Raw genomic sequence first — 22,763 nt, 5'->3', positions numbered from 1 at the left:
TAGACCGGTCTCTATAGTAAAACCATGCCAAGACGGACCGACACCCGCCAACGGGTGGTGCGCACCGCGGCCGGCCTCTTCCGGGCGCAGGGCTACCACGCGACGGGGATCAACCAGGTGCTCGCCGAGGGCGGCGCGCCCAAGGGCTCGCTCTACTTCCACTTCCCGGGCGGCAAGGAGCAGTTGGCGGTCGAGGCGGTGACGTTGGCGGGCAACGAGCTGTGCGAAGCGCTCGCCGCCGTGCTGGCCGCCGAACCCGACCCGGCGAAAGCGCTTTCCCGCGCCTTGGAGGTGCTGGGCCGGGAGCTGGTCGCTTCGGACTTCCGCAGCGGGTGCCCCGTCGCCACGGTGGCGTTGGACGCCGCTTCGGACAGCGAGCCGATCCGCGTCGCCTGCGAGGACGTCTACGCCTCCTGGCAGCGGCTCATCGCCGCGCACGTCGGTGACGACGACCTGGCGACGGTCGTGCTGGCCGCCGTCGAGGGCGCGCTGCTGCTCGCCCGCACCCGCCGGTCGCCGGACCCCCTGCACGCCGTCGCCGCCCGGCTGGGCGCACTCCTGGGAAGGCCGAGACCGTGAAAGCGCACCACCTGAACTGCGGCACCATGCGCCCGTTCGGCGGGAAGCTGGTGACCGGCGAGGGCTCCTACTTCCGGGCCGCCGAGCTGGTCTGCCACGTGCTGCTGCTGGAGACCGACGACGGCCTGGTCCTGGTCGACAGCGGCCTCGGCCTGGACGACGTGCGCCGGCCGGGCGAGACGTTGACCCGCGGGTGGCGGCTGATGAGCCGGCCCGTCCTGGACGAGGCGGAGACCGCGCTGCGGCAGGTGGAGGCGCTCGGGTTCGCCGCGTCGGACGTGCGGGACGTCGTGCTGACCCACCTCGACCTCGACCACGGCGGCGGTCTGCGCGACTTCCCGCGGGCGCGGGTGCACGTGTCGGCGGAGGAGCTGGCCGCGGCGACGCGTCCGGGCAAGACGGGCAACGACAAGGTGCGCTACCCGGACGGGCAGTGGTCGCACGGCCCGCGGTGGGTGCCGCACGCGACGACCGGTGAGGCGTGGTTCGGCTTCGACGGCGTGCGCGAGGTTCGGCCGGACGTGCTGCTGGTGCCGTTGTTCGGGCACACGCACGGGCACACGGGTGTGGCGGTGCGCGTCGGCGACCGGTGGCTGCTGCACGCGGGTGACTCGTACTTCTTCCACCGCGAGGTGGAGGCGGAGAGGCACTGCCCGCCCGGGTTGGCCTACGTGCAGGAGCGGATGCAGGTGCTGCCCGGGCCGCGGGTGGCCAACCAGGAGCGGTTGCGGGAGCTGGTGCGCGACCACCACGACGAGGTGGACGTCTTCAGCGCCCACGACGCCACCGAGCTGCGCCGCCACCAGAACGTGCACGCCTGATTGAGTAGCGGTACTCATGACAGCGGCGAGGGTCGGCGGGGACGCTTCGACCATGACCGCGAAACCGCATTCGCCGACCACCAACGCCTTCTACGCGCAGGCGGTGGTCTCCTTCGCCATCTCGTTGGCCGCCGTCGGGCTCGGCGTCGCCTACCTGCCCGTGGACGGTTGGGTGCGCGCGTTCCTGGCGCTCGGCCTGCTGTTCACCGTCACGTCGGCGTTCACCCTGGCGAAGTGCGTCCGGGACCGGCAGGAGGAGACCTACGTGGTGAGCCGGGTCGACCAGGCGCGGTTGGAGAAGCTGCTCGCCGAGCACGACCCGTACCGGGTCGAGGCGGCCTGACCCCCTAGGCTGCACCGCTCATGGGAGCAGACCGATGACCGCCGCCGCTCTCGACGGCGTCGACGACGTCGAGTGGGCGTCCCTCAACCACGCGTACGGCTCGGCGGCGGACGTGCCGCGGACGTTGCGCCACGCCGTCGGCGAGGACGAGGACCTGGCCGACGAGGCCGTCGAGCACCTGTTCGGCACCATCTACCACCAGGGCACGCTGTACTCGGCGACGCCGTGGGCGGTGCCGTTCGTCGCCCGGCTCGCCGCCGACCCCGGCACGGTGCGGCGCACGGGTCTGGTGCACCTGCTCGGCGCCATCGCGGAGACCCGTGACGCCTCGCCGGAGGTGCTGGCGGACGTGCGGGCGGCTCTCGCCCGCGAAACCCCGCGCCTGCTGCCGTTGCTGGACGACCCGGACGTCGAGCTCCGGCACGTCGCCACCTACCTGCTGGGCAACCTGCCGCCGACCGCGGAGGCGGTGGCGGCGGTGCGGGCGCGGCGCGCGCGTGAACGGTCGCCGCGGGTGGTCGCGGGTCTGCTGGCCGCAGCCGGCCGGCTCGCGCCCGCGGAGAGCGCCGAGTGGCTGGCCGAGGAGCTGGGGTCGCCGCGGCCGGTCGCCGTCCACGCCGGCGCGCTGTGGGCGGTCGCCGACGCCGGGCTGCCGTGGTCGGACGCCGCCACGTCGGCCGTGATCGACTGCTGGGTGGCCGGCGAACCGCTCCGGAACTGGGTCTGGTCGGCTGATCCGTTCGCCGACATCGTGGCGGGGGTCGACACCGCGTCGCTCGCCGCGCTCTGCCGGTCGTTGACCGCGCAGGGGCCGGCCGACTCGGCGCAACGGGCCGTCGACGCCGTCTACGAGCGGTGCACGCGGTCGCGTTCGGTCCGCGAGGAGCTGGCTCCGCTGCTGGCCGCCGCGGTCGACCACCCGGAGCCGTGGGTGCGCGTCGCCGCCGCCACCGCGGTCCGCGACGTGCCGCCGGCCGCTCCCCTGGCCGCGGACTCCCTGGCCGCGCACCTCGCCGGCCCGCTGCCGAGCGGCCCGAACACCCCTGAAGCCCGGCTGTTCGGCCTCGGCCTGGAAGTCCTCGTCACGCTCGGCGACCCGCGCTGGCGTCAGCCGTTCACCGCCGCGCTCGCCGCGGGCGGGGTCGCGCCGGACGTGCTGGGGGTGCTCGTCGACGCCGACGTGCCGTGCGACGCCGTGCTGCTGAGCGCGGTGCGCCGGCGGCTGGCGGCGCTGCCCGCGCGGTGGGAGCCGTCGTCGAGCCACGACGCCCTCCTGGGCCGGATGCGGTGGCACAACGAGCTGAACCACCTGACCAGGCTGGTGCGCCGGTGGGGGGCGGACGCGGCCGACGCCGTGCCCGAACTCGTCGCGTTCGTCCCGCACGACCAGTGGTGGGCGGTCCGCGCGCTGGCCGCGATGGGCCGCGCCGCCTCGGCCGCCGTGCCCGCGTTGACGGCTGTCCGCGACGACCCGGCGGTGTCCTGGCGGCAACGCCTCGACTGCGCCGAGGCCCTCGCCGCGATCACCGGCGACCTCGACCACGTCACGGCCCGCGCCGCCGCAGCTACCGGAGCCGCCGACGCCTCGGTCCTCGCCGCGCGGACCCTCCTGCGCCTCGGGCTTCCCCTGGACGACCTGCTGCCGGCACTGCGCGAGATCGCCACCACCGACACGGGCGACGCCCCGGCCGCCGTCCGGCTCCGCCTCGACGCGGCCGAGCTCCTGCGGCAGGCGGGTGACGACGTGGCAGCCCCGCTCCGAGCCGCCGCCGACGCCCTCGACCGGGCCCGGCACGTGGCGGACGCGGCCGGGCTGGCGGGGCTGATCGGCCCGCCGGCCGCCGCTCTCGTGCCACGTCTGCGCGAACTGCTCGCGGACCGCCACGACACGCACGCCGCCGCGCTCGCCATCCGCCGCGTCACGGGCGAGGCCGAGCCGCTCCTCGACGCCGTGCGCCAACGGCTGACCTGGGTGGGCGCGGGCGCCTGGCTGGCGGAGTCGCTGCGGGAGCTGGGTCCCGACGCCGCCCCGCTGCTGCCCGAGCTGCACGTCCTGGCGCACCGCGACGCCGCGATGCCGGGCGGCGGCATCCACGGCCGCCAGGTCCGCCAGGACGACGAGGACCGCCTGCGGCTCCTCGCCGTCCTGGCCGGACCCGGTCAGGCGGTCACTTCGACAGCTTCTCCGGGTCGAACGTGACCTTGCCGTGCACGAGCCGGTTGATGAGCCACAGCACCACGCCGGCCGCGAGCAGGTAGAGCGCGATCTCGTAGTCCGCCGACGCGCGCCCCGACAGGGGGCTCGCCAGGTACGCGCACGTGATCGCGCCCAGGACCGGCACCCAGGTCGGCGCGCGGAAGTGCTCGTGGTCGACCTTCTCCTTGCGCAGCACCAGCACCGCGACGTTGACGATGGTGAAGACGACCAGCAGCAGCAACGCCGTCGTGCCGCCGAGCTTGGCGATGTCCGTGGTCGACACCAGGATGATCGCGACGCCCGACGTGAACACGATCGAGATCCACGGCGTGCGGCGGAACGGGTGGACGGTGCCGAACACCTTCGGGATGATCTTCTCGTTCGACATGCCGTAGATCAGCCGGCTGGCCATCAGCATGTTGATCAGCGCCGAGTTGATGACCGCGAACAGGCCGATCAGCGAGAAGACCCACAGCGGGAAGCCGGGCGCGCCGACCTGCACCACCAGCAGCAGCGCCGAGGAGCCCGCCTTCGACAGCTGGTCGGCGGGGATGAGCAGCGACGACGTGATCGCGACCAGCACGTAGATGACCGCCGCGATCACCATGCCCCACAGCATCGCGCGCGGGAAGATGCGGACCGGGTCGCGCACCTCCTCGGCCATGTTCACCGAGTCCTCGAACCCGACCATCGCGAAGAACGCCAACGCGGTGGCGGAGGTGATCGCGACCAGCGCGCTCTGCCCCGGCGCGGGGTCGACCTGCGTCAACCGGCTCGGGTCGCCGTCGCCCGCCAGCACCGCGTAGAGGCCGATCGCGATGATGATCACCAGGCCGGACAGCTCGATGCAGGTCAGCACGACGTTCGCCTTGACCGACTCCGAGACGCCCCGGAAGTTGATCACGGCGAGGCCGATGATGAACAGGATGGCCACCAGCGTCGCCGACACGGTGAACGTGTCGGAGAAGAACTCCTTGATGACGGACTGGAGGTAGGTGCGGCCGAACGCGAGCGCGGCGGACGACGCCGACGTGATGCCCGAGCTCATCACCGCGAACGCCACCATGAAGGTGAGGAACTGGATCTTGAACGCGCGGTTGGTGTACAGCGCCGCGCCGGCCGCCCTGGGGTACTTGCCGACGAGTTCGAGGTAGCTGAACGCGGTCAGGAACGCCACCACGAACGCGATCAGGAAGGGCAGCCACAGCGCGCCGCCGATCTTGCCCGCGACGTTGCCCGTGAGGGCGTAGATGCCGGTGCCGAGGATGTCACCGACCACGAAGAAGAGCAGCAGCTTCGGGCCGATGGCCCGCTTCAGTTCCGGTTGCTCCGGTGCGCTCGTCGCTTCCGCCATGCCGTGTGAGTGTGCCGGATCACACAGGGCCCGGATAGTCGAATCGGCCCACTTGGGCAAGTCTTGACCTTCAGCTCCGGACCGCCGCCCGCAGATCCGCCTCGGCTTGCGCGATGGCTTCGTCCAGCGCCTCCCGGAACGCCGCGATCTGGTCGGCCTCCAGCCGGACGCCGTCCACGCCCGAGGGCAGGAACACGTCGATCCCGCCGTCCTGGACTTCGAGGCTGAGCACGTCCTCCTGCTCCGAGTAGCACCGCAACAACCACTCGCGCTTCGGCGACGTCACCTTGATGATCGGTTCCATGACCCTAAGATTCGCAGCGCTGCCTTCAAGTCCGCAATAACTCGATCGAGTGACTGTCCTTGCAGCAAAATCCGCGACGCCCCTAATTTGATCGCATGGCACGCCGCGCTGGCACGTCGGTCCGCTCCCGCCGACTCGCACACGTCCTCAAGAAGCTCCGCACCACCAGCGGCATCAGCACGGATGCCGTGGGCGAGGCGGTGGACATGTCCGGGAGCAAGATCAGCCGCATCGAGACCTCCGGGGCCGGCATCTACCTCGACGATCTCGAGAAGCTGCTCGACTTCTACAAAGTCGCGCGCAAGCAACGCGTCGAACTGCTCGACCTCGCCCGCCACGCCGAACAGCGTGGCATGTTGCGCATGAACAACAATCAGAAGGTGCACGAAGACTGGCAGACCTGGGCCGATTTCGAGGCCGAGGCCAGTTCACTGCTGAACTACGAGCCGTTGATGATCCCCGGCCTGTTGCAAACCCCGGAGTACGCCCGGTCGATCATCAAGGCCACCGGGCACGCTCTCACCGATGCGCAGGTCGATGCGCTGGTCGCCAGTCGTATGGCACGTCAAGGCCTGCTCAACCGCAGCACTCCGCTCCGACTGAGCGTGATCATCGAGCAGGGCGTCCTGGAGCGCCCCTTCCACGATCAAGGGGCACAACGCCGTCAGATCCGACACCTCATCGACGCCGGGGAACGTTCCAACATCACGGTGCGAGTCGTCCCGACCGACGCGGAGCTGCACGGCGGTCTCAACGGGCCGTTCGTGATCCTGGAGTACGACGACGACCCGAGCCTGGTGTTGCTGGAGAACAAGGTGGCGAGCCTGTTCATCGACGAGGACGACCAGATCGAGGTGTTCGAGGCGACCTGGGCCGCACTCCGGCGTTCGGCCTACACCGCGGAGGAGACGCTGGATTACCTGAAGGGTCTGGCATAAGACTGTCACGCATGACTCTGTGGCGTAAGAGTTCCCGCAGCAACAGCAGTGCCAACTGCGTCGAAGTCGCGCACCTCTCGACTCGGGTGGCGGCGCGGGACTCCAAGAACCCCACCCCCACCATCACCTTCCCCACGGCTTCGTGGGCACGGTTCCTGCGGGCCAGGTAGGCCTCCATGACCCTGTGGCGTAAGAGTTCCCGCAGCAACAGCACGGCGAACTGCGTCGAGGTGGCTCACCTCCCGACGCGAGTGGCGGCGCGGGACTCCAAGAACCCGGTCCCCACCATCACCTTCCCCGCGACTTCGTGGGCGCGGTTCCTGCGGGCTCAGTAGTCCTCCCACAGGTTGTACTCCGCGGAGTTCGGGCCGGCCGTGTCGTCCACGCCGAGGGCTGCCAGGTCCGCCGACGTGAAGGTCGCGGCGGCCCGGTCGCCCAGGAACACGCCGATCAACGTCACCAGCACGTCGAGGTGGGCCTCCGCCGACTGGTCGTTGCACGCGGTGATGCGGTTCAGCGCGTCGTGGACGGGCTGCTCCACCCCGGCCTGCGTGAGCTGCTTGAGGATCGACCCGGCCTCCCCGAACCCCTCGCCCGGCGCGGTGATCCTCACGTACGACTTGGCCGTGGTGCGGAACAGCGTGACCAGCGCCCGGTACTCGGCCACGCCCTCGAAGTCGAGGGTGAGGCCGAACAGCCGCTGCAAGCCGTCCAGCACCCGTCGCCGGTGCTCGCGCAGCGCCGTGTTGTACGGCTCGCTGTAGTAGTAACCGCGCTTGGCGTCCGGGTGGGCGTCGAGGAACGCCTGCACGAGGGCCCGGCGGTCGTAGGTGATCACCCGTGCAGTCCACCACGCCGACCGGGACGTCGCCGGCACGGCGGCCACCGTGAACCGGCCCTGGTGGGCCGCGCGCCCGCCGAGGGATTGGCCCCACCCGATCGGGGTACCTGGTCGGTTACCTCCGGTCGGTTCACCCGCGACCGCGGGCCGCCCGAGAGGAGACCTGCCGGTGGGCTCGACCGCCGTGGCCTACACCTGCATCGGTGTCGCGACCCTGCTGGCCGCCGTGCTGCCCCGGGTCGTCGGTCGGGCCCCGATCTCGATGCCGATGATCTTCCTGGGACTGGGCGCGGTCGCGTTCACCGTCGTGGACGCGCTGCCCGACCCCGATCCGACCCGCCACGGCGGGATCACCGTGCACCTCACCGAGCTGTGCGTGATCATCTCGCTGATGGGCGCGGGCCTGGCGCTCAACCGGCCGGCGGGCCTGCGCCGCTGGTCGACGACGTGGCGGCTGCTCGGCATCACGATGCCGCTGTCGATGCTCGCCGTCGGCCTGCTGGGCTGGGGCGCGCTCGGCTGGGGCTTGGCCTCCTCGCTGCTGCTCGCGGCGGTGCTCGCGCCCACCGACCCGGTGCTCGCCAACGAGGTGCAGGTGGCCGAGCCCGCGGAGAACCCGGACGACCCCGGTGAGGGCGAGGACGAGGCGCGGTTCGCGCTGACCTCCGAGGCCGGCCTCAACGACGGGTTGGCGTTCCCGTTCACCTACGCCGCCGTCGCGATCAGCGTCGTCGGGGCCGCGCCGGACGCCTGGTTGCCGCACTGGCTCGCCGTGGACGTGCTGTGGCGGTTGGCGTGCGGCGTGCTCGTCGGCCTGCTCACCGGGTGGGCTCTGCGCAAGCTGTTCTTCGCCGCGCCGTCGCGCGACCTGCGGTTGGCGGAGCACGCGGAGGGCTTCGTCGCGCTCGCCGCCACGTTCCTGGCCTACGGCGCCACCGAGCTGGCCGAGGGCTACGGCTTCGTCGCGGTCTTCGTGTGCGCCTGCACGATCAGGGCGGGCGAGCGCTCCCACGGCTACCACCGGGTCCTGCACCAGTACGTCGAGCAGGCGGAGCGCATGCTCACGGTGCTGATCATCTTCCTGCTCGGCGGCGCGGCGGTCACCGGTCTGCTGGCGGGCGTCGGGTGGCGGGACGTGCTGGTGGCGCTGGTCGTCCTGCTCGTGGTGCGGCCGGTGACCGGCCTGGTGGGGCTGGCCCGCGGCAAGACGGGTCCTCGGGAGCGGGCCGTCATCGCGTTCTTCGGGGTGCGCGGCGTCGGCTCGCTCTTCTACGTCGCCTACGCGATGCAGTCCGGGGACTTCGCCGACCAGGACGCGATCTGGCGGGTGGTGGGCCTGGTGGTGATCGGCTCGATCGTCCTGCACGGCATCACCGCGACCCCGTCGATCAGGCTGCTGGACCGCTTGCGGCTGCGCGCGGCGCAGGACCGGCACGGCGACCCGGAGCAGGCGCCCCGGACCGCGGTCTGAGCACCGACGCCACCACGGCCCAGTCGCCTCGGTTGCCTCAGGCGTCTCAGGCGCGGACGTCCCCCGTGTCGACGGCCGCGGGCGAGAACCGGTAGCGCTTGATCGCCGGGATGGCGAGCACCGCCAGCCCGGTCGCGACCACGACGAGGACGCCGCCCAGGGCGGTGGCGCTGCCGGGGCCGATCAGCGCGCCCGTGGTGCCGTGCAGCAGGTCCGCCAGGCGGGGACCGCCCGCCACCACCACGATGAACACGCCCTGCATCCGGCCGCGCATCTCGTCCGTCGCCGCCGCCTGGAGGATCGCGCTGCGGAACACCATGCTGATCATGTCCGCGGCGCCGCCGATCGCCAGGAACACCACCGCGAGCCACAGGGCGTGCGACAGGCCGAACCCGATCATCGCCACGCCCCACGCCACGACCGCGAGCACGACGCCCACGCCGTGCCGGGTCACGCGTGACGTCCAGCCGGACGTGAGGCCGCACAGCATCGCGCCCAACGGGATGGCGGCGAACAGCAGGCCCAGCGCCAACCCGCCGCCGGGCGGGTCGCCGAACGTGTTCTCGGCCATCTCCGGGAACAGCGCCCGGGGCATGCCGAACACCATCGCGATGATGTCCAGCAGGAAGCTCGCCAGCAGGATCTTCTGCACGGCCAGGTACTTGAACCCGTCGAGCACGTCCCGCAGCCCGGCGCGGCGCGACGTCCCGCTCAACGGCGGCAGCGGCGGCAGCTTCCAGACCGCCCAGATCGTCAGCGTCAGCGCGACGGCGTCCACCAGGTACAACGTCGACAGGCCGACGACGGGCATCAGCGCGCCCGCCAGCATGGGCCCGAACACGCCGCCGAACATCATCACCGTGGAGCTCAGCGCCGTGGCCGCCGGGATCTGGGCGGCGGGCACCAGCCGGGCGACGGAGGCGGTGCGGGCGGGCGCGTTCGCGGCGAAGAACACCTGTTGCAGTCCGAGGAGCGCGATCACCAGCCACACCGAGTCCACGTGCAGCGCGGCCTGCCCCCACAGCAACACGGACGTCACCGCGATGCCGGTGTTGGTGACGATCAGCAGCTTGCGCCGGTCCACCACGTCCGCGATGGCGCCGCCGTACAGCCCGAACACCAGCAACGGCACCAACGCCACCCCGGCCGCCACCCCGACCCAGCCCGACGAGCCGGTGAGGTCGTACACCTGCTTCGGCACCGCCACCGCGGTGAGCTGGCTGCCGATGGCCGTCACGATGGTGGAGAGCCACAGCCGCCGGTACGCCACGACCTTCAACGGCCGGGTGTCGATGGCAATCTTCCCCAGGACTCTCCGCACGGTCGTTTAGCGTACGGCAACTAACGACATCATCACCGAGACGTGGGACACGGCCGGCGTGGTCGCGGGAGGCACGACCGGCGTTCGCGAAGCGCGCGGCTGTCGACGGGGGAGCCGGACGCGCAACGGCCTCCGCCACGCGGTGGGTGGTGGCGGAGGCCGGTCACGTCGTGCTGCCGGGCTACGGCGCGATGCGCTGCAACTGCCAGCCGTCGCGGCCGAGGCGGAAGCGGAGGCGGTCGTGCATGCGGTCGCGGCGGCCCTGCCAGAACTCGACCTCTTCGGGGCGGATGCGCCAGCCGCCCCAGTGCGGCGGCACCGGCACGCGGTCGGCGTCGGCGAACTGCCGCTCGACCTTGTTCAGCGCGCTCTCCAAAGTGGATCGTCCGCTGACGACGCGGGACTGCGGCGAGGCCCAGGCGCCCAGCTGCGAGCCGCGCGGGCGGCTCTCCCAGTAGCTCGCGGTCTCGGCGGGGCCGACCTTCTCGACGATGCCGCGCACGTGCGCCTGCCGCTGCATCGCGAACCACGGGAACGTGGCCGAGGCGTAGCGGGTGGCCATCAGGTCGTGGCTCTTCGCCGACGTGTAGTTGGTGAAGAACACCAGGCCTCGCTCGTCGAGGCCCTTCGCCAGCACGGTCCGCGAGGACGGGCGGCCCTCGGTGTCGGCGGTCGCGAGGACCATCGCGTTCGGCTCCGGCAGGCCCGCGCCCGCCGCCTGGTCCAGCCACAGCTGCAACTGCTCGTGCCAACTGGCCGCGAGGTCGCTCTCTGTGAGCGAGCCGTGTTCGTAGGACACGCGCATCGACGGCAACGCGATGTTCGTCGTCTCCGACATCCCGACCTCCCGGAGCGTAATTCGTCCTGGCCAAGGCACTTGTGGCACCTAGCGATCCCGCGACCGTACGGGTTTCGCGGCCGGGGCGGAACCGCCCGCACGGTGATGACCGCCACCCGATCCGTGACTTTCGGTGTGACCCGCGCCTCGGAATCGAGCAAGGGATCGAGTCAGAGACGACCGGCCGATCCGGGGTGCCGGGACCGCGCCGCGTCGAGCGCGCGGTCGACGGTGACCGCGTCGTCGGCCAAGGCGGTGCTCAGGCTTCCGCCGCGCGCCAGCGGGACGAGTGACCACCAGTCGGCTGAGACCGCTCCCGGCGGGTCCTCGCCCCAGCACAGCAGCTCCGCGCCGAACACCCGGCGGCCGGCCAGCCCCGCCGGACTCGCGTCCACTTCGTGCGTTCCCAATCGAGACGTCTGCTTGATCACCGGCCCGCCGCGCCGGACGTCGAGCGTCGTCGCGAGCGAACCCGGCCGCTCGTTCGACCGACCCAGCACGATGACCTCCCGCGCACGCAGCCGGGCCCCATCCCCCATCCGTGCGCGGAAAACGGACTCGTGGCACGCACGCGCCGTGACGACGGTCGGTTCCGGCAGGTACGCCAGGGAAGCGCCGTCCGCCAGCTCCACGTCGACCAGCGCACGGCTGCCGCCCGCGTGCTGGCCGGGCAGCGCCAGCGTCGCCGCCACCCCGCGCAGCTCCACCGACGCGCCCGCTTCGACCGTCACCCGCAATTCCAGGTCGTCGCCGCCCAACGGGGCCGTGACCGCGCTGACCACGTGCACGAGCGCCACGTCCCGCGGGCCGCGCCGGGGCACCAGGCGCAGCGGCGCCATCGACCGCACCTCGCGCACGACGGTTCGCCCGTTCGGGTCGCAGGCCACGACCAGGTGAGCCCGCGCCCTCACCGGAGCAACCCCTGTGACCCCTGACACGTCCTCTGATCGGGTGGAACTCCCACCCACACATCTCGGGGGAGATCGTGATGAGGAGATTCGTCGCAACAGCCGCCGTCATCGCGGCGGTGTTCGTCACCGGGGGAACAGCGGTCGCGCAGCCGGAGGCCGGCCCGTGCCGGTCGGCGGACCTGACCATCGGCTTCGGCCGGGAGGGGGGCGCGGCCGGCACGGTGTACCGGGAGGTCGTGTTCACCAACCGGGGCCTGCGCACGTGCGTGCTGCGCGGCTTCCCGGGCGTGTCCTACGTGGACGCGAACGGCGACCAGGTCGGCGCCGCCGCCGTGCGCGTCGGCGACCGCGGCCCGCTGCTCACCCTGCCGCACGGCGCGGCGGCCCGCTCGGACGTCGGTTTCGCCCAGGTCGACAACTTCGACCCGGACGTGTGCCGCAAGACGCCCGTGTGGGGCATCCGGGTGTTCCCGCCGGACGAGACCGTGCCGCTGTACCTGTCCTTCCTGGACCAGCCGATGACCGACCAGTTCGGCTGCGCGGGCGACGTCAGCCCGTACGGCAGTCAACTGACCGCCGCGAGCGTGCGGAGCTGAGCGCGCACCCAGTCGGCCACCGCGGGCGCGTCCGGTGTGTCCACGAGGGACTGTGCGATCACCGGTAGCTCACCGCGCATCCGGTGGGCGTCGGCCGTCATGACACCGAGGTCGGCGCCCACCATCGGCGCGAGGTCGGTCTTGTTGATCACCAGCAGGTCCGCGGTGGTCACGCCGGGACCGCCCTTGCGCGGCACCTTGTCGCCACCCGCCACGTCCACCACGAAGATCTGCCGGTCCACCAGGCCGCGGCTGAACACGGCGGTCAGGTTGTCGCCGCCGCTCTCGATGATCACCAGCTCCAGGCCGTGGACCCGCTGCTCCAGCAGCTCCACGGCGTCCAGGTTGGCCGTGATGTCGTCGCGGATCGCCGTGTGCGGGCACGCGCCCGTCTGCACGGCCTCGATCCGCTCGACGTCCAGGACCCCGGCGGCGCGCAGGAAGTCGGCGTCCTCGGTCGTGTAGATGTCGTTGGTCACCACGGCGAGGTTCACGCTCCCGCCCAGCGCCCGGCACAGCGCCGCGGTCAACGCGGTCTTGCCGCTGCCGACCGGCCCGCCGATGCCCAGGCGCACCGCCCGGTGCGCGTGGTCGTGCGGGTGGTGCGGGTCGTGGCCCGCGTCGGCGGGGTCGAAGTTCACCGGGTGCACGTGGTCAGCTGACAAAGAGACGCACCTCTTCCGTGTGGTGGCGGTCGTGTGATTCGGCCAGCAGGTCCAGGCCGGGCGCGCTCGGCGCGGGCAGGTCCTCGGGCGGGGTGTCGGCGTGGCCGGCGGCCGTCGCCGCGATCGCGTCGATCTCCGGCGCCAACCGGGCCAGCACCGCGTTCACGCCGAACGGGTCCAGGCCGAGCAGCCGGATCGCGCCCGTCGCCGGGCCCGTCACCGCGTGGTAGGCCACCGTCTGCGCGGCCTCGAACGGCTCGCCGACCAGCACGCCCACGATGATCGGGTGGTGCGGTCTCGGCGTCACCCGCAGCAGCTCCGCCAACGCGGCCGACGGCCACGCCCGCAGGGCCGCCCGCGCGATGCCGCGCCCCTGCACGCGTGACGCGTTGCGCTGGGCGGGCGACGGCGTGCGGGCGTCGAGCTCGGCGTCCAGCTCCTCGTGACGCCCGCGGCACGCAGCGGCCGCGAACACCGCGCCCAGCGCGCCCGCCGTGCGCAGCCGCCCGATCAGGAACGACGCCAACGACGCCTCGTCGGTCACCAGCCGCCGCGCGACGGCCTCCTCCAACCCGCCCGAGTGCACGTGGCCGCCGCCCGGGAACCGGGAGTCCGCGATCATCAGCGCCGCGAGGTTCATCAGAACAGGAAGTAGCGCTGGGCCATCGGCAGCTCCGCCACCGGCGCGGGCTCGACCAGCTCGCCGTCGATGCGCACCGCGAAGCTGTCCGGGTCGACCTTCACGTGCGGCATCGCGTCGTTGAGCACCATGCCGGACTTGGTGACGCCACGCGTGTTCCCCACCGCCACCAACGGCCGCGCCAACCGCAGCATGTCCGCCAGGTCGGCGTCGACGGCCTGCTGCGACACGAAGTGCACGCTGCTGCGCGCCGCCGAGTGGGCGCCGAACATCGGCCGCGCGAAGACCGGTTGCGGCGTCGGGATGGACGCGTTCGCGTCGCCCATCGCCGCGTGCGCGATGAACCCGCCCTTCAGCACCACCGCCGGCCGCACGCCGAAGAACTTCGGCTCCCACAGCACCAGGTCGGCCAGCTTGCCGACCTCCACCGACCCGACCTCGTGGTCGATGCCGTGCGCGATGGCCGGGTTGATCGTGTACTTGGCCACGTACCGGCGGGCGCGCAGGTTGTCCGGCAGCTCGCCGCGCCGCCGCTGCATCACGTGCGCGGTCTGCCACGTCCGGATGATGACCTCGCCGACCCGGCCCATCGCCTGCGAGTCCGAGCTGATCATGGAGATGGCGCCCAGGTCGTGCAGCACGTCCTCGGCCGCGATCGTGGTGGGCCGGATGCGGCTCTCCGCGAACGCCAGGTCCTCGGGCACGGACGGGTTGAGGTGGTGGCACACCATCAGCATGTCCAGGTGCTCTTCCAGCGTGTTCACCGTGTGCGGGCGCGTGGGGTTGGTCGAGGACGGCAGCACGTTCGGCTCGGACACCACCTGGATGATGTCCGGCGCGTGCCCGCCGCCCGCGCCCTCGGAGTGGTAGGCGTTGATCGACCGGCCCGCGATGGCGGCCAGCGTCGACTCCACGAACCCGGCCTCGTTCAACGTGTCCGTGTGGATGGCGACCTGCACGCCGGACTCGTCCGCCACCCGCAGGCACGCGTCGATCGCCGCCGGCGTCGTGCCCCAGTCCTCGTGCAGCTTGAACCCGCCCGCGCCGCCGACCAGCTGCTCGCGCAGCGCGTCCTCCCGCGTCGTGTTGCCCTTGCCGAGCAGCAGCACGTTCACCGGCATGTGGTCCATCGACGCGAGCATCCGCCCCAGGTTCCACGCGCCGGGCGTCACCGTCGTGGCCTTCGTGCCCTCCGCGGGCCCCGTGCCGCCGCCGATCAGCGTGGTCAGCCCCGACGCCACCGCCACGTCCACGATGCCCGGCGTGATGAAGTGGACGTGGCAGTCGATGCCGCCGGCCGTGAGCACCTTCCCGTTGCCCGAGAGCACCTCGGTGGACGGCCCGATGACCAGCGCCGGGTCCACGCCGTCCATGGTGTCGGGGTTGCCCGCCTTGCCGATGCCGACGATCCGGCCGTCGCGCACGCCGACGTCCGCCTTCACCACGCCCCAGTGGTCGAGCACGACCGCGCCGGTGATCACGAGGTCCGGCGCGCCCTCCGCGCGGGTGGCCACGCCCTGGCCCATCGACTCGCGGATCACCTTCCCGCCGCCGAAGATCACCTCGTCGCCCGAGCCAGCCGGTCCGATGGACCGGTCCTCGGTCACCTCGATCAGGATGTCGGTGTCGGCGAGCCGGATCCGGTCGCCGACCGTCGGCCCCAGCAGTTCCGCGTAGCGGCGGCGGCTGATCTCGTTCACCGGTCCAGCTCCCCCGCCCACTCCGGCCGCAGCCCCGGCACGCGCCGCGCGCCGGCCAGCGGCACCAGCGTCACCTCGCGCTCGACGCCCGGCTCGAACCGCACCGCCGTGCCCGCCGGCACGTCCAGCCGCTTGCCCCACGCGGCCTCCCGGTCGAACTCCAGGCCGGGGTTGACCGCCGCGAAGTGGTAGTGCGACCCGACCTGCACCGGCCGGTCCGCCGCGTTGACCACGACGAGCGTGGTGCGCGGCCGACCGGGGTTCAGCTCGACCGGCTCGTCGCCGGTGACGATCTCGCCAGGGACCACGGGCTGCTCCTCACACGATCGGGTCATGCACGGTCACGAGCTTGGTGCCGTCCGGGAAGGTCGCCTCGACCTGCACGGACTCGATCATCTCCGGGACGCCGCCGAGGACCTGGTCGCGGCTCAGCACGTGCCTGCCGCTGTCCATCAGCTCGCTGACCGTCCGGCCGTCCCGGGCGCCTTCGAGCACGTGGTCGGTGATGAGCGCGACCGCTTCCGGGTGGTTCAGGACCACGCCGCGCTCGAGCCGCCGGCGCGCCACGTCGGCCGCCACGTGGACCAGCAGCTTGTCCCGCTCGTGCGGTGTCAGGTGCATGACCGGTGGTCTACCACGGGAAACACGTCCGGGCCCCGAACCGAAACAAGGCCTTAACGATCTACGGGACTTCTGAATCGGTTCCTTGATCGTGACCGACGACACGCGCACCCGCGATTGCCTGCGCGTCTGAAGGGGAGCAAGGTTTCTCCAACTCTTTACTTTCGCCGAGAAGGAGCGCACAGCGTGGTGCAGACCGAGGACGACGGATTCCGGCCAGGTCTAGAGGGCGTGGTCGCCTTCCGCACCGAGATCGCCGAACCGGACCGCGACGGCGGCGCGCTGCGCTACCGCGGCGTGGACATCGAGGACCTGGCCGGTCACGTGACCTTCGGCAACGTGTGGGCGCTGCTGGTCGACGGCCGCTTCGGGCCGGGACTGCCGCCGGCGGAGCCGTTCCCCATCCCCGTGCACACCGGTGACGTGCGGGTGGACGTGCAGGCCGCGCTCGCCATGGTCGCGCCCATCTGGGGCTACCAGCCGCTGCTGGACATCACCGACGAGCAGGCGCGCGAGCAGCTGGCCCGCGCCTCCGTGATGGCTCTGTCGTACGCGGCGCAGTCCGCGCGGGGCATCGGCCGGCCCGCCGTGCCGCAGCACCGCATCGACGAGTGCCGGACCATCACCGAGCGCTTCCTCACCCGCTGGCGCGGCGAGCCCGACCCGGCGCACGTCAAGGCGCTGGACGCCTACTGGGTGTCGGCCGCCGAGCACGGCCTGAACGCCTCCACCTTCACCGCCCGCGTCATCGCCTCCACCGGCGCGGACGTCGCGGCGTCCATGTCCGGCGCGATCGGCGCCATGTCCGGCCCCCTGCACGGCGGCGCGCCCGCCCGCGTGCTGCCCATGATCGAGGAGGTCGAGCGCACCGGCGACGCGCAGGCCTTCGTCAAGGGCGTCCTCGACCGGGGCGAGCGCCTGATGGGCTTCGGCCACCGGGTGTACCGGGCGGAGGACCCGCGCGCCCGCGTGCTGCGCCGCACGTGCCGCGAGCTGGGCGCCACCCGCTACGAGGCCGCGAACGCCCTGGAGCAGGCCGCCCTGGCCGAGCTGCGCGAGCGCCGCCCGGACCGCGCCATCGAGACCAACGTCGAGTTCTGGGCCGCCGTGATCCTCGACTTCGCCCAGGTGCCGCCGCACATGATGCCCGCGATGTTCACCTGCGCCCGCACCGCCGGCTGGTCCGCGCACATCCTGGAGCAGAAGCGCACGGGCCGCCTCGTCCGCCCGTCCGCCAAGTACGTGGGCCCCGGACCCCGCAAGCCGTCCGAGGTGGAGGGCTGGGACGAGATCGCGTGACGGAACTGCCGATCACGCACCTGCCGCCCTCCGGCGACCACCGCGGGGTCAGCTTCGCCCTGGCCGACCTGTCGGCGATCGGCCCGGTCGCGGACGTCCACGTGGCGTCCGTCCGCCCGGGCCACGTCCGCGGCGGGCACTACCACGCGCGCAAGGGCGAGCTGATCGCCGTCGTGTACGAGGACGCCTGGTCGCTGCACTGGGACACCGGCCCGGACACCCCCAGCCACCACCGCACGTTCACCGGTTCGGGTGGCATCGTGGTCGCCCCGCCGCCGCACTGGGCCCACGCCGTCCGCAACGACGGCCGGGCCGACCTGTGGCTCTTCGTCGCCTCGGACCGGCCCTACGACCCGGCCGACCCCGACGCGTTCCCCCGCGAGGTCACCGACTGACATGGCCGACACCGACGTCTTCCGGACGTTCTGCCACATCAGCGAGTACGGCGAGACCGGCTACGAGCACCTGCACCGGATGATCGCCACCAGCGCGCCCCTCGTCCTGTGGTCGCCGTCGAGCCGGCTGCTGGAGAGCCCGCGCTGCCGGGTCACCGACGCGGACTTCGTGCGCCACGTCGAGCAGGGGCGGATCCGGATCGTCGGCCGCGAGCCCTGGCTCCTGGACCGCTCGTTCCGCGACGGCCACCAGTGGTCGGGCGCCGGGTGGCGCACCGAGGTCGACGACGCGATCCGGTCCATCGCGCGGGACGACGCCTCCCGCCCCCTGGCGGAGCGCCGCGTGGTGGTCGCCCCGGACGAGCAGGGCTCCGTGCGCGCCACCGAGCACGTCGAGCTCCACCCCGAGGTGGTCGACACCCTCCACGCCGCCCTCACCGGCCCGACCTCCGGCTCGTTCCCGGTGGGCGTCGTCGAGCACGCCGGCCGGTTCCGGGACTCGCCGCGCGACCTGGCGACCGACGTCCTGCGGCACGCCTACAACCACCTGGACGCGCTGACCCTCTCCGGCGGCGAGGCCCCGTTCTACCTGTCCCCGCGCGAGAGCCGCTTCCACGACCTGCTGTCGACCCTGCACGGCGACGCGCCCCGCCCCACACCGGACCTCCCCGACCAGGCCCTGCTCACCGACCTGACCGAACAGGTCCTCGACCTGCTCGGGCGCCTGGAGGCGGCGGGCCGCGCCCCGCTGACCGGTTTCGCCGAGGGCGAGGGCCGCGACCTGCTCGCCCGGTGGCTGAGCGGCGTGTGCGCCACCGTGCGGTCCGGCGCGGCCACCGAGGGCGTGCTCCTGCGGACGTTGCAGGCCGACTTCGACGCGGGCCGCCTGCGCAACGACTGGCGCGACCTGGTCCGCGGCCCCGACGGCGTCCTGACCGGCGGCGGGCTGGGCCTGGTCGCCGCCGAGGCGATGGCCCAGCAGGTGGACGTGTTCGTCGGCCTGGGCATGGCCACCGGCGCGATCTCCGTCGCGCGCGGCCTCCTCCAGCACCTCGGCCACGTCGCCGCGCCGTACGAGAACGCCTCCCAGTGGCCCTTCCTGTACGCGTTCGGCAAGCGGGCCTCGGGCAGGCGCCGGGCGGCCCTGGCACAGGTCCTCGACCTCCTCGCCTGACCCATTCCACGTGACCAGGGACACCCGCCTGTCACCGCCCGGCCACGCGGCTGCAACACTGAGGGCTCCCGGCAACGGCGCCGGTCGTGCCGACCCCCTCCCCGTAACCGGAGGCTTCGCGATGACCCAGACCGCCGACCCGACCTCGTTGGTCCTGCCCTCCGACCTGCTGCCGTCCGACGGCCGGTTCGGTTGCGGGCCCTCCAAGGTCCGTCCCGAGGCCCTCGCGGCACTCGCGGCCGAGGGCGCCGCGCTCATGGGCACCTCCCACCGGCAGAAGCCGGTGAAGTCCCTGGTCGGCTCGGTGCGCGCCGGCCTGCGGGAGCTGTTCTCGCTGCCCGAGGGCTACGAGGTCGTCCTCGGCAACGGCGGCACCACCGCCTTCTGGGACGCCGCCGCGTTCGGCCTGGTGCGCGAGCGCGCCCAGCACTTCACCTACGGCGAGTTCTCCTCGAAGTTCGCCAAGGTCACCAGCGACGCGCCGTTCCTGGGCGACTCGATCGTGGTCAAGGCCGACCCGGGCAGCGCGCCCGAGATCGCCTACGCCGAGGGCGCCGACCTCGTCGGCTGGGCCCACAACGAGACCTCGACCGGCGTCGCGGTGCCCGTCTCCCGCCCCGCGGGCTCGGACGGCGCCCTGGTCGCCATCGACGCCACCTCCGGCGCGGGCGGCCTGCCGGTCGACCCGTCGGACTTCGACGTCTACTACTTCGCGCCGCAGAAGTGCTTCGCCTCCGACGGCGGCCTGTGGATCTCCCTGATGTCGCCGGCCGCCCTCGACCGCGTCGCCGAGATCGGCAAGTCGGGCCGCTGGGTGCCGGAGTTCCTCTCCCTCACCACGGCCCTGGACAACTCCACCAAGGACCAGACCTACAACACGCCGTCCCTGGCCACGTTGTTCCTGCTCAACGACCAGATCGAGTGGCTCCTGGGCAACGGCGGCCTGACGTGGGCCGTGGACCGCACCGCCGACTCGTCCTCGCGGCTGTACACGTGGGCCGAGGCGACCTCCTACACGACCCCGTACGTGGCCGACCCGGCTCACCGCTCGCAGGTCGTCGGCACCGTCGACTTCGACGACTCGGTGGACGCCTCCGTGGTGGCCAAGGTCCTGCGCGCGAACGGCATCGTGGACGTCGAGCCGTACCGCAAGCTGGGCCGCAACCAGCTCCGCGTCGCCATGTTCCCGGCCGTCGAGCCGACCGACGTGAGCACGCTGACGAAGGCCGTCGACTGGGTCGTGTCCAAGCTCTGACCCGGACCTCACCGTGGGGGTCGTCCTTCCGGGGACGGCCCCCACAGTCATGACCAGGCACTTCGGGAACCCGCAGACACCGCCACCGAGGTGAACCTTGTGCTAACGGAGGTGCGCGAGCCGCCGACATACGGCAAGATCACACGAAGATATCGGCGAACACGGCGAGTCTCCCCCGTCAAGGCGGCGCGCCGGATTACGTTGTACTCGGCGAGGTGAGCCATCCGGGAGGCCATGATGCGTGCGTTGCGAGTCATCGGGCTCGAAGACGACGGCAAGTCCGTCATCCTCGAGGACCCGGATCGCGGCGAGCGCTTCGTGCTCCCCGCCGACGAACGGCTGCGCGCGGCGGCACGCGGCGACCTCACCCGACTCGGCCAGATCGAGATCGAGGTCGAGAGCCAGATGCGGCCCCGCGAGATCCAGGCCCGCATCCGCGCGGGTGAGTCCGTCGCCCAGGTGGCGGCGGCGGCGGGCCTGCCCGCCCACCGCGTCGAGCGCTACGCCTACCCCGTCCTGCTGGAGCGCTCCCGCACCGCCGACCTGGCCCAGCGCGCCCACCCCGTCCGCGAGGACGGCCCGGACGTGCAGACCCTCGGCGAGGTCGTCGCGCACTCCTTCGGCCTCCGGGGCCAGGAGTACGCCGACGTCAGCTGGGACTCGTGGCGGGGCGAGGACGGCCGCTGGGTCGTGCAGCTCCACTGGACCGCGGGCCGGTCGGACAACCTGGCGCACTGGGCGTTCCACCCTGGTGCCCAGGGCGGCACGGTGACCGCGCTGGACGACGGCGCCATGGAACTCATGGACCCGAACCCGAACCGGACCCTGCGCACGGTCCGCCCGGTGACCCAACTGGCCCGCCAGGCCTTGGAGCTGGAGAAGCAGCAGGAACCGGAAATCCTCGCCCGCGAGGACCCGGCCCCACCGCCCCCTCCGCCACCGGTCCAGGAACCCCAACCGACCCCGGACCCCGCCCCGACCGCCGAGGAGCCGACCCCAGCCCCGGCCCCGGCCCCGCAACAACCGGCAGCGGGCTCCAAGCAGCAACCGCCCCGCAAGGACCCACCACCCAAGCGCGGCAAGAAGAACCACCCGATCGTGCCGTCTTGGGAAGACGTCCTCCTGGGCGTCCGCTCCACCCGAGGCTGACCCACACGCACAACCCCACGAAGGCCCCCCGCAGCCACCGACTGCCGGGGGCTTTCGCTTTCCCCACCCCCCATACCTGCCCTCACACCCACCCGGCACATCCCCACCCAGGCCCGATTTGACATGGGTTCGGGTGCTTTAGGCTGGTCGAAGCCGGACAGGCTTGGCGGACGCTCTTCCCGCCAGGCCTGCCCGGCTTTGGCCTGCCTGGAGCGCCCGTAAGGGCCCCATGTCACATCGAGCCGAACTCGACCACCCCACCCCCGCACCACCCCACCCACCCCCGAACTGAACCGTCGTCAACCGGGCTTGACCACCACCCCACCCGGGTAACCACCCGCCATGCTGGGACGACTGGTCGTCGGCGCCGTCTTGGGCGCCGGTCTGGGCGCGGCCTGGTGGGGCCTGCGCGAACTCATCGCATCCGGAAGGGTCTGCTCGACCGAGGACTGGGACTGCCTGGCCATGGGCCTGTTCGCCATGCCGATCAGCATGGTCGCGGGCGTGCTGGTCGCCTGGGTCGTCCTCAGAGCCGCCCACCAGGACCGTCCGCTCGGCTACGCCGCCGTGGGCGTCACGTTCACCGCCATCCTCACCCTGCTCACCGTCTGGGTCTCGATCCCGGCCGGGTCCGTCGCCGCGGGTGTGCTCGGTTTCGTCCTGGCCGCCCCGGTGACAGCGAAGCACCCGGTCGGCCACACTTCCGCCCGTGACTGACACGCCGCGCCCTTCACGCCTCACCGCGGGCGGCTTCGCGTTCAAGGTGCTCTTGCGCGTCGTGGTGTCGGCCGTCCTCGGTTCCGCGCTGCTCGTCGCCTGGGTCTGGGCGTACCGCAGCGGAGTCCTCGACCGGGTGGTGAACGAGACCACCCTGAGCGAGTTCATCCTGCTGGTCGTGGTCGGCCTGCCGATCGCGCTGGTGTTCAGCGCCCTGGTCGCCGGCCCGGTGCTCTGGCTGCTGAAGGTCCGCCCGGTGTGGCCGATCATCCTGCTCGGCCCGATCGTCCTGGGCCTCGCGCACTACTTCGAGGTGCCGGAGCGGCTCGCCCCGGTCGGCGACCGGTGGACGGTACTGATCCTCCTCGCCGGCGCGAGCTACGGCCTCGCGGGCCTGGTCACCGCCCCGGCCATCCTGCGTCGCCGCAGGAAGTAGACCTTCACCCGGGCACGGCGTCGAGCACCTGCACCTCCACCCCTTCGAACCGGCACCAGTCCTCCGCCTCCTCCCGGCTGACCGGCTTCGCCCCGTCGGGTCGGGTGCCGCCGACCACGTCCCACCCGTCGGGTGCGAGCACGTACAGCCTCCCGCCGCTCACCGCCAACAGCCGGCCTCGGGGGAATGCCATAGTCG

28 protein-coding genes are annotated in these 22,763 nt (G+C 72.4%); 16 read left to right on the top strand and 12 right to left on the bottom strand.

Translation table 11 applies throughout. The features are described 5' to 3' along the window. Positions 1-24 precede the first annotated feature (24 nt). Genes IOD16_RS39625 through IOD16_RS39610 form a run of 4 tightly spaced genes read left to right on the top strand, consistent with a single transcriptional unit; the run spans position 25 to position 3,943 of the window. Positions 25-579: a TetR/AcrR family transcriptional regulator gene (locus IOD16_RS39625; RefSeq protein WP_201438370.1), complete on the top strand. Its 555-nt coding sequence runs from the start codon at positions 25-27 to the stop codon at positions 577-579. Beyond that, on the top strand, positions 576-1,400 hold the full coding sequence (locus IOD16_RS39620; protein ID WP_201438369.1) for an MBL fold metallo-hydrolase: 825 nt from the start codon (positions 576-578) through the stop codon (positions 1,398-1,400). Before IOD16_RS39625 ends, IOD16_RS39620 begins: the two co-directional genes overlap by 4 nt. 52 nt (positions 1,401-1,452) lie before the next feature. After that, positions 1,453-1,743 carry a YiaA/YiaB family inner membrane protein gene (locus IOD16_RS39615; RefSeq protein WP_123744317.1) on the top strand — a complete coding sequence of 97 codons (291 nt, stop codon included), beginning with the start codon at positions 1,453-1,455 and terminating at the stop codon, positions 1,741-1,743. Between the two features lie 34 nt (positions 1,744-1,777). Further along, the gene (locus tag IOD16_RS39610; protein ID WP_201438368.1) at positions 1,778-3,943 is read left to right on the top strand and encodes a hypothetical protein; all 2,166 of its coding nucleotides are present in this window, start codon (positions 1,778-1,780) and stop codon (positions 3,941-3,943) included. Here IOD16_RS39610 and IOD16_RS39605 read toward each other — a convergent pair. Both IOD16_RS39605 and IOD16_RS39600 read right to left on the bottom strand, forming a co-directional pair. After that, positions 3,912-5,294, bottom strand: coding sequence for an APC family permease (locus tag IOD16_RS39605; RefSeq protein WP_201438367.1), 1,383 nt, complete (start codon positions 5,292-5,294; stop codon positions 3,912-3,914). The two genes, IOD16_RS39610 and IOD16_RS39605, sit on opposite strands and share 32 nt — an antisense overlap. A 70-nt stretch (positions 5,295-5,364) precedes the next feature. After that, entirely contained in the window at positions 5,365-5,598 is a 234-nt protein-coding gene (locus IOD16_RS39600) for a hypothetical protein (protein ID WP_123744320.1), read from the bottom strand. 95 nt (positions 5,599-5,693) lie between these two features. Between IOD16_RS39600 and IOD16_RS39595 the strand changes: the two genes are divergently transcribed. Genes IOD16_RS39595 through IOD16_RS39585 form a run of 3 tightly spaced genes read left to right on the top strand, consistent with a single transcriptional unit; the run spans position 5,694 to position 6,871 of the window. Further along, a complete protein-coding gene (locus tag IOD16_RS39595) occupies positions 5,694-6,536 on the top strand; it encodes a helix-turn-helix domain-containing protein (protein ID WP_201438366.1) in 843 nt (280 codons plus the stop codon). Positions 6,537-6,547: 11 nt separating this feature from the next. After that, positions 6,548-6,706, top strand: a complete 159-nt coding sequence (locus IOD16_RS39590; RefSeq protein ID WP_201438365.1) for a DUF397 domain-containing protein — start codon at positions 6,548-6,550, stop codon at positions 6,704-6,706. 6 nt (positions 6,707-6,712) lie between these two features. Then, positions 6,713-6,871 (top strand): DUF397 domain-containing protein, encoded by a 159-nt coding sequence (locus IOD16_RS39585; RefSeq protein WP_201438364.1) that lies wholly within the window; start codon positions 6,713-6,715, stop codon positions 6,869-6,871. On the opposite strand, the gene IOD16_RS39580 is transcribed toward IOD16_RS39585, so the two are convergent. Then, a complete protein-coding gene (locus IOD16_RS39580; protein WP_201438363.1) occupies positions 6,865-7,413 on the bottom strand; it encodes a hypothetical protein in 549 nt (182 codons plus the stop codon). The genes IOD16_RS39585 and IOD16_RS39580 overlap by 7 nt on opposite strands. 133 nt (positions 7,414-7,546) lie before the next feature. Between IOD16_RS39580 and IOD16_RS39575 the strand changes: the two genes are divergently transcribed. Continuing rightward, positions 7,547-8,848 (top strand): cation:proton antiporter, encoded by a 1,302-nt coding sequence (locus IOD16_RS39575; RefSeq protein ID WP_201438362.1) that lies wholly within the window; start codon positions 7,547-7,549, stop codon positions 8,846-8,848. A 46-nt stretch (positions 8,849-8,894) separates the two neighbouring features. Here the strand turns inward: IOD16_RS39575 and IOD16_RS39570 are convergent, their stop codons facing one another. The 3 genes from IOD16_RS39570 to IOD16_RS39560 all read right to left on the bottom strand — a co-directional run bounded on the left by IOD16_RS39570 (position 8,895) and on the right by IOD16_RS39560 (position 11,918). After that, positions 8,895-10,169, bottom strand: a complete 1,275-nt coding sequence (locus IOD16_RS39570) for an MFS transporter (protein ID WP_201438361.1) — start codon at positions 10,167-10,169, stop codon at positions 8,895-8,897. A gap of 181 nt (positions 10,170-10,350) precedes the next feature. Further along, positions 10,351-11,007, bottom strand: a complete 657-nt coding sequence (gene pdxH / locus IOD16_RS39565) for a pyridoxamine 5'-phosphate oxidase (protein ID WP_123744326.1) — start codon at positions 11,005-11,007, stop codon at positions 10,351-10,353. 170 nt (positions 11,008-11,177) lie between these two features. Then, entirely contained in the window at positions 11,178-11,918 is a 741-nt protein-coding gene (locus IOD16_RS39560; protein ID WP_236594649.1) for an urease accessory protein UreD, read from the bottom strand. Between the two features lie 77 nt (positions 11,919-11,995). Here IOD16_RS39560 and IOD16_RS39555 point away from each other — a divergent pair, with 77 nt between their 5' ends. Continuing rightward, positions 11,996-12,514, top strand: a complete 519-nt coding sequence (locus IOD16_RS39555) for a DUF4232 domain-containing protein (RefSeq protein WP_201438360.1) — start codon at positions 11,996-11,998, stop codon at positions 12,512-12,514. On the opposite strand, the gene ureG is transcribed toward IOD16_RS39555, so the two are convergent. Genes ureG through IOD16_RS39530 form a run of 5 tightly spaced genes read right to left on the bottom strand, consistent with a single transcriptional unit; the run spans position 12,484 to position 16,140 of the window. Continuing rightward, entirely contained in the window at positions 12,484-13,164 is a 681-nt protein-coding gene (gene ureG / locus IOD16_RS39550) for an urease accessory protein UreG (RefSeq protein ID WP_201441774.1), read from the bottom strand. The genes IOD16_RS39555 and ureG overlap by 31 nt on opposite strands. 4 nt (positions 13,165-13,168) lie before the next feature. After that, entirely contained in the window at positions 13,169-13,819 is a 651-nt protein-coding gene (locus tag IOD16_RS39545) for an urease accessory protein UreF (RefSeq protein ID WP_201438359.1), read from the bottom strand. Then, complete coding sequence (locus IOD16_RS39540; protein WP_201438358.1) at positions 13,819-15,519, bottom strand: urease subunit alpha; 1,701 nt, start codon at positions 15,517-15,519, stop codon at positions 13,819-13,821. The genes IOD16_RS39545 and IOD16_RS39540 overlap by 1 nt, the downstream gene beginning before the upstream one ends. After that, on the bottom strand, positions 15,516-15,827 hold the full coding sequence (locus IOD16_RS39535; protein ID WP_123744331.1) for an urease subunit beta: 312 nt from the start codon (positions 15,825-15,827) through the stop codon (positions 15,516-15,518). Before IOD16_RS39535 ends, IOD16_RS39540 begins: the two co-directional genes overlap by 4 nt. A 10-nt stretch (positions 15,828-15,837) precedes the next feature. Then, complete coding sequence (locus IOD16_RS39530) at positions 15,838-16,140, bottom strand: urease subunit gamma (protein WP_201438357.1); 303 nt, start codon at positions 16,138-16,140, stop codon at positions 15,838-15,840. Positions 16,141-16,326: 186 nt separating this feature from the next. On the opposite strand from IOD16_RS39530, the gene IOD16_RS39525 reads away from it, so the two are divergent. From IOD16_RS39525 to IOD16_RS39495, 7 genes are all read left to right on the top strand, one after another. After that, the gene (locus IOD16_RS39525; protein ID WP_201438356.1) at positions 16,327-17,439 is read left to right on the top strand and encodes a citrate synthase 2; all 1,113 of its coding nucleotides are present in this window, start codon (positions 16,327-16,329) and stop codon (positions 17,437-17,439) included. Next, positions 17,436-17,834 carry a polysaccharide biosynthesis C-terminal domain-containing protein gene (locus IOD16_RS39520; protein WP_201438355.1) on the top strand — a complete coding sequence of 133 codons (399 nt, stop codon included), beginning with the start codon at positions 17,436-17,438 and terminating at the stop codon, positions 17,832-17,834. Before IOD16_RS39525 ends, IOD16_RS39520 begins: the two co-directional genes overlap by 4 nt. A 1-nt stretch (position 17,835) precedes the next feature. After that, positions 17,836-19,008: a hypothetical protein gene (locus IOD16_RS39515; RefSeq protein ID WP_201438354.1), complete on the top strand. Its 1,173-nt coding sequence runs from the start codon at positions 17,836-17,838 to the stop codon at positions 19,006-19,008. 121 nt (positions 19,009-19,129) lie between these two features. Beyond that, positions 19,130-20,263: a phosphoserine transaminase gene (serC, locus tag IOD16_RS39510; RefSeq protein ID WP_123744335.1), complete on the top strand. Its 1,134-nt coding sequence runs from the start codon at positions 19,130-19,132 to the stop codon at positions 20,261-20,263. A 237-nt stretch (positions 20,264-20,500) separates the two neighbouring features. Further along, positions 20,501-21,412 carry a septation protein SepH gene (gene sepH / locus IOD16_RS39505; RefSeq protein ID WP_201438353.1) on the top strand — a complete coding sequence of 304 codons (912 nt, stop codon included), beginning with the start codon at positions 20,501-20,503 and terminating at the stop codon, positions 21,410-21,412. Between the two features lie 342 nt (positions 21,413-21,754). Then, positions 21,755-22,129 (top strand): hypothetical protein, encoded by a 375-nt coding sequence (locus tag IOD16_RS39500; RefSeq protein ID WP_201438352.1) that lies wholly within the window; start codon positions 21,755-21,757, stop codon positions 22,127-22,129. Next, on the top strand, positions 22,122-22,565 hold the full coding sequence (locus IOD16_RS39495) for a hypothetical protein (RefSeq protein WP_201438351.1): 444 nt from the start codon (positions 22,122-22,124) through the stop codon (positions 22,563-22,565). The genes IOD16_RS39500 and IOD16_RS39495 overlap by 8 nt, the downstream gene beginning before the upstream one ends. Positions 22,566-22,569: 4 nt before the next feature. Here IOD16_RS39495 and IOD16_RS39490 read toward each other — a convergent pair whose 3' ends face one another. Next, entirely contained in the window at positions 22,570-22,758 is a 189-nt protein-coding gene (locus IOD16_RS39490) for a hypothetical protein (RefSeq protein WP_236594648.1), read from the bottom strand. Between the last annotated feature and the right edge of the window lie 5 nt (positions 22,759-22,763).

Source organism: Saccharothrix sp. 6-C (assembly GCF_016695385.1).
Taxonomy (GTDB): Bacteria; Actinomycetota; Actinomycetes; order Mycobacteriales; family Pseudonocardiaceae; genus Actinosynnema; species Actinosynnema texasense.
The sequence above is the reverse complement of the archived record's forward strand: the minus strand, read 5'-3'. Positions and strand labels throughout refer to the sequence as shown.

Bases quoted from the DNA above. Each gene is read 5' to 3' on its own strand.
- IOD16_RS39625 (WP_201438370.1), top strand. From the start codon at position 25: ATGCCAAGACGGACCGACACCCGCCAACGGGTGGTGCGCACCGCGGCC.
- IOD16_RS39615 (WP_123744317.1), top strand. From the start codon at position 1,453: ATGACCGCGAAACCGCATTCGCCGACCACCAACGCCTTCTACGCGCAG.
- IOD16_RS39610 (WP_201438368.1), top strand. From the start codon at position 1,778: ATGACCGCCGCCGCTCTCGACGGCGTCGACGACGTCGAGTGGGCGTCC.
- IOD16_RS39605 (WP_201438367.1), bottom strand. From the start codon at position 5,294: ATGGCGGAAGCGACGAGCGCACCGGAGCAACCGGAACTGAAGCGGGCC.
- IOD16_RS39600 (WP_123744320.1), bottom strand. From the start codon at position 5,598: ATGGAACCGATCATCAAGGTGACGTCGCCGAAGCGCGAGTGGTTGTTG.
- IOD16_RS39595 (WP_201438366.1), top strand. From the start codon at position 5,694: ATGGCACGCCGCGCTGGCACGTCGGTCCGCTCCCGCCGACTCGCACAC.
- IOD16_RS39590 (WP_201438365.1), top strand. From the start codon at position 6,548: ATGACTCTGTGGCGTAAGAGTTCCCGCAGCAACAGCAGTGCCAACTGC.
- IOD16_RS39585 (WP_201438364.1), top strand. From the start codon at position 6,713: ATGACCCTGTGGCGTAAGAGTTCCCGCAGCAACAGCACGGCGAACTGC.
- pdxH (WP_123744326.1), bottom strand. From the start codon at position 11,007: ATGTCGGAGACGACGAACATCGCGTTGCCGTCGATGCGCGTGTCCTAC.
- IOD16_RS39555 (WP_201438360.1), top strand. From the start codon at position 11,996: ATGAGGAGATTCGTCGCAACAGCCGCCGTCATCGCGGCGGTGTTCGTC.
- IOD16_RS39545 (WP_201438359.1), bottom strand. From the start codon at position 13,819: ATGAACCTCGCGGCGCTGATGATCGCGGACTCCCGGTTCCCGGGCGGC.
- IOD16_RS39530 (WP_201438357.1), bottom strand. From the start codon at position 16,140: ATGCACCTGACACCGCACGAGCGGGACAAGCTGCTGGTCCACGTGGCG.
- IOD16_RS39515 (WP_201438354.1), top strand. From the start codon at position 17,836: ATGGCCGACACCGACGTCTTCCGGACGTTCTGCCACATCAGCGAGTAC.
- serC (WP_123744335.1), top strand. From the start codon at position 19,130: ATGACCCAGACCGCCGACCCGACCTCGTTGGTCCTGCCCTCCGACCTG.
- sepH (WP_201438353.1), top strand. From the start codon at position 20,501: ATGCGTGCGTTGCGAGTCATCGGGCTCGAAGACGACGGCAAGTCCGTC.
- IOD16_RS39500 (WP_201438352.1), top strand. From the start codon at position 21,755: ATGCTGGGACGACTGGTCGTCGGCGCCGTCTTGGGCGCCGGTCTGGGC.
- IOD16_RS39490 (WP_236594648.1), bottom strand. From the start codon at position 22,758: ATGGCATTCCCCCGAGGCCGGCTGTTGGCGGTGAGCGGCGGGAGGCTG.